Below are 5015 nucleotides of genomic sequence, written 5' to 3' on the forward strand. Positions count from 1 at the left end.
CGTCCCGTTCTCGCGGAGCCTCCCGTGCGGCCCGCGAGGACGGGGCGTTCCATTTTCCGGACCGTCCGACGCGGGGACTTCCGCGATCCGGATGCGCGATCTGGCCGATTCCGGCCACGCCCCAGAGTTACCCAGGTCTTAACGGGGCGGCGGATTGTGGACCGGAGCATCGGGGGAAGGCTCATCCGGTACGTACGGCAAGCACGCTCGTTTCACCCGAATACCACCGCTATTGGAGTGAACGCGGACAGGAGCGGCCATGCCCGCAGCCCGCCAGTCACCTACAGAGCAGCTACAAATAACTTCAAACCCTGGTGAAAACCCCCATTCAGCTCGACCTGCCATGCCTGTCACGCCCGCTCAGCCCTCAGGTGATCTCATGATCGGTCGCATTCCCGTCCTGGACGTACGCCCTCTCGTCAACTGCGGCAAACGCCCCGCCAAGGCGGTGAGCGGAGAGACGTTCCAGGTCACCGCGACCGTCTTCCGTGAGGGCCACGACGCCGTCGGTGCCAACGTCGTCCTGCGGGGCCCGGACGGCCGGCCCGGCCCCTGGACCCCCATGCGCGAACTGGCCCCCGGCACCGACCGCTGGGGCGCCGACGTCACGCCGACATCCGAAGGCCGGTGGACCTACAAGGTGGAGGCGTGGAGCGATCCGCTCGCCACCTGGCGCCACGCGGCCCAGATCAAGATCCCGGCCGGTATCGACACCGAACTCGTCCTGGCCGAGGGCGCCGCGCTCTACGAACGGGCGGCGGCCGGCGTCCCCAAGCGCGACGGCCGCGAGGCGGTCCTCGCCGCCGTGGACGCCCTGCGCGACGAGCGCCACCCCGCTCCCGCCCGGCTCGCCGCCGCCCTCACCCCGGAGGCCGACGACGCCCTCTCCCGCCACCCGCTGCGCGAACTGGTCTCGTCGTCGAAACCGGTCAAGCTGCTGGTGGAGCGCGAAAGGGCGCTGTACGGCTCCTGGTACGAGCTGTTCCCGCGCTCCGAGGGCGCGGTCGTCACTCCGGGCGAGCCGCCGGTCAGCGGTACGTTCAGGACGGCGGCCGAGCGGCTGCCCGCCGTCGCCGCGATGGGCTTCGACGTCGTCTATCTGCCGCCGATCCACCCCATCGGCACCGCCCACCGCAAGGGCCCTGACAACACGCTCACCGCCGGCCCGCACGACGTCGGCGTCCCGTGGGCCATCGGCTCGGCGGACGGCGGCCACGACGCGATCCACCCCGACCTCGGCACGATCGAGGACTTCGACGCCTTCGTGGCGAAGGCCGCCTCGCTGCGCATGGAGATCGCGCTGGACTTCGCCCTCCAGTGCTCCCCCGACCACCCCTGGGTCAAGGAGCACCCGGAGTGGTTCCACCACCGCCCGGACGGCACGATCGCGTACGCCGAGAATCCGCCCAAGAAGTACCAGGACATCTATCCGATCGCCTTCGACCGCGACATGGACGGCCTGGTCGCGGAGACCCTGCGGGTGCTGCGGCACTGGATGGACCACGGCGTCCGGATCTTCCGTGTCGACAATCCGCACACCAAGCCGGTGGTCTTCTGGGAGCGGGTGATCGCCGACATCAACGAGTCCGACCCCGATGTGATCTTCCTGGCCGAGGCGTTCACCCGGCCCGCCATGATGCACACCCTGGGCGCGATCGGCTTCCAGCAGTCGTACACCTACTTCACCTGGCGCAACACCAAGCAGGAGCTGACCGACTACCTCACCGAGCTCTCGGGCGAGGCCGCGTCGTACATGCGCCCGAACTTCTTCGTCAACACGCCCGACATCCTGCACGGCTACCTTCAGGACGGTGGCCGTCCGGCATTCGAGGTACGCGCGGTACTCGCCGCGACGATGGTGCCGTCCTGGGGCGTCTACGCGGGGTATGAACTCATGGAGAACGCCCCGGCGAAACCCGGGAGCGAGGAGTACCTGCATTCGGAGAAGTACGAGCTGCGCCCCCGGAACTGGGAATCGGCGGAGCGAGAGGGACGCACCATCGCCCCGCTCATCACCTCGCTCAACCGGATCAGACGCCGGCACCCCGCGCTACGTCAGTTGCGGGACATCCACTTCCACCACGTCGACAACGACTCGGTCATCGCGTACAGCAAGCGGTCCGGCCAGGGCTCGGATGTCGTGGTCGTCGTCGTGAACCTCGATCCTCACCACACCCAGGAGGCGACGGTCTCGTTGGACATGCCGCGGCTCGGCCTCGACTGGCACGAGACCGTCCCGGTGCGCGACGAGCTCACCGGAGAGATCTACCACTGGGGCAGGGCCAACTACGTGCGCCTGGAGCCGGGTGTGACACCCGCGCACATCGTCGTTCTGCGACCGTCCCCGCCGATCGGAGGGTCACCCACAACATGATCATCAATGAGCCCGTCCACGACCTGTTCGAGGACACTCCCGCGAAGGACCGTGACCCCGACTGGTTCAAACGAGCCGTCTTCTACGAAGTCCTGGTGCGCTCGTTCCAGGACAGCAACGGCGACGGCGTCGGAGACCTCAAGGGCATCACCGCCAAACTGGACTATCTCCAGTGGCTCGGTGTCGACTGTCTCTGGCTGCCGCCGTTCTTCAAGTCCCCGCTGCGCGACGGCGGTTACGACGTCTCCGACTACACCGCCGTACTGCCCGAGTTCGGCGACCTCGCCGACTTCGTGGAGTTCGTCGACGCCGCCCACCAGCGCGGCATGCGCGTGATCATCGACTTCGTCATGAATCACACCAGCGACCAGCACAACTGGTTCCAGGAGTCCCGCAAGGACCCGGACGGGCCGTACGGCGACTACTACGTCTGGGCCGACGACGACAAGCAGTTCCCGGAAGCGCGGATCATCTTCGTCGACACCGAGACGTCCAACTGGACCTTCGACCCGGTCCGCAAGCAGTACTACTGGCACCGCTTCTTCTCGCACCAGCCGGACCTCAACTACGAGAACCCGGCCGTGCGCGAGGAGATCATCTCGGCGCTGCGCTTCTGGCTGGACCTGGGCATCGACGGCTTCCGTCTCGACGCCGTTCCCTACCTCTACCAGGAGGAGGGCACCGACTGCGAGAACCTCCCCGCCACCCACGCGCTGCTGCGCGAGGTCCGCGAGATCTGCGACACGCACTACCCGGACACCGTGCTGCTCGCCGAGGCCAACCAGTGGCCGGAGGACGTCGTCGACTACTTCGGCGACTACGCCAAGGGCGGCGACGAGTGCCACATGGCGTTCCACTTCCCCGTGATGCCGCGGATCTTCATGGCCGTACGGCGCGAGTCCCGCTATCCGGTCTCGGAGATCCTGTCCAAGACCCCGGCGATCCCCACGGGTTGCCAGTGGGGCATCTTCCTGCGCAACCACGACGAGCTGACGCTCGAAATGGTCACGGACGAAGAACGCGACTACATGTACGCGGAGTACGCCAAGGACCCGCGGATGCGCGCCAACATCGGCATCCGCCGGCGGCTCGCCTCACTTCTGGACAACGACCGCAACCAGATCGAGCTGTTCACCGCTCTGCTGCTGTCGCTGCCCGGCTCCCCGATCCTCTACTACGGGGACGAGATCGGGATGGGCGACAACATCTGGCTCGGTGACCGCGACGCGGTACGCACCCCGATGCAGTGGACCCCGGACCGGAACGCGGGCTTCTCGTCCTGCGATCCCGGCCGACTATACCTCCCGACGATCATGGACCCGGTCTACGGCTACCAGGTGACCAACGTCGAGGCCGCGATGGCGTCGCCGTCGTCGCTGCTGCACTGGACGCGCCGGATGATCGAGATCCGGAAGCAGAACCCCGCCTTCGGACTCGGCTCGTACACGGAACTGCCGTCGACGAACCCGGCGGTGCTCGCGTTCCTGCGCGAGGCGCCGTCGCAGGACGGCGAGGGCGACGACCTGGTGCTCTGCGTGCACAACTTCTCACGCTTCGCACAGCCCACCGAGCTGGACCTGCGCGCGTTCAGCGGGCGCCATCCGGTCGAACTGATCGGCGGGGTGCGCTTCCCGGCGATCGGCGACTGGCCCTATCTGCTGACGCTGGCGGGCCACGGCTTCTACTGGTTCCGGCTCAGGCAGGACCCCTCGCCCGGCTGACGGCGGAGCGCTTCCGGCAGGTTGGGATCCGGCCGGCCGGAACGTGAGTGCGGGGCGGTCGGTTACGTCCGCCCCGCACGGGGCACCATCCCCGACATCGAGTCCGTCGTTACGAACCGACTCACGGTCCGGGCGGACTTCCCGCGCCGGGCGGGCATTCGGTCCGTACGGGCCATCCTCACCCGACACGTCCCGCACAGGCCGGACTCCGTTGCCGCAATCCGGGACACTCTGCGCATCCTGTGGTGTGCCCGGGGAAAGGACGCGATGCCATGTCGAAGGCTGCATCCACCCGGAGCTCACCACGCCCCGGCGCGGCGCTGCCGCCGGCCGGAGCCGGGAAGCTGGTCGACTCCCTCGCCCCCCTGCTCCACGAGTGGCTGCCGAGGCAGCGCTGGTTCGCGGGCAAGGGCCGGCCGATCACGGGCTTCTCGGCGGTGGCCGCCACCGAACTGATGGCGCCCGACACCTCGGGCGCGGGGCCCGGCCTCCTCCATCTGCTGGTCCGCGTCGAACAGCGCTCCACCCCCGATCCGGACGCGCCGCCGGTCCCCGTCGCCCCAGCCGACGACTGCTACCAGCTCCTGATCGGCGTCCGGTCCGCCCTGCCGCCACGGCTCGCCGGCGCCCGTATCGGTCTCGTCGGCGAGGGGCCGCTGGCCGGCCGGGTCGTCTACGAGGCGCTGCACGATCCGCGCCTCGCCGATCTGCTGCTGGAACAGTTGCGCTCCCCCGGCGCCCTGGGGCCGCTGCGCTTCGACCGCGCCGTCGGGATCCCGTCCGGTCTCGCGCCGCGGCTGCTCGGAGCGGAGCAGTCGAACTCGTCGCTCGTCTACGGCGAGAAGTACATCCTCAAGATCCTCCGCCGGGTCTTCCCCGGCGCCAACCCCGATCTGGAGCTGCCGCTCGCCCTCGCGCGC

At 68.7% G+C, this 5015-nt stretch carries 2 protein-coding genes and 1 pseudogene; all 3 read left to right on the forward strand.

The window, feature by feature from the left end; genetic code table 11:
* Positions 1-379: 379 nt before the first annotated feature.
* Positions 380-2374 carry an alpha-1,4-glucan--maltose-1-phosphate maltosyltransferase gene (locus tag GXP76_RS34010; protein WP_242575479.1) on the forward strand — a complete coding sequence of 665 codons (1995 nt, stop codon included), beginning with the start codon at positions 380-382 and terminating at the stop codon, positions 2372-2374.
* Positions 2371-4095: a maltose alpha-D-glucosyltransferase gene (treS, locus tag GXP76_RS34015; protein ID WP_242575480.1), complete on the forward strand. Its 1725-nt coding sequence runs from the start codon at positions 2371-2373 to the stop codon at positions 4093-4095. Before GXP76_RS34010 ends, treS begins: the two co-directional genes overlap by 4 nt.
* 272 nt (positions 4096-4367) lie before the next feature.
* Positions 4368-5015: pseudogene (locus tag GXP76_RS34020) on the forward strand (maltokinase); the annotation flags it as partial.

The organism is Streptomyces sp. NP-1717 (genome assembly GCF_022695985.1).
Taxonomy (GTDB): domain Bacteria; phylum Actinomycetota; class Actinomycetes; order Streptomycetales; family Streptomycetaceae; genus Streptomyces.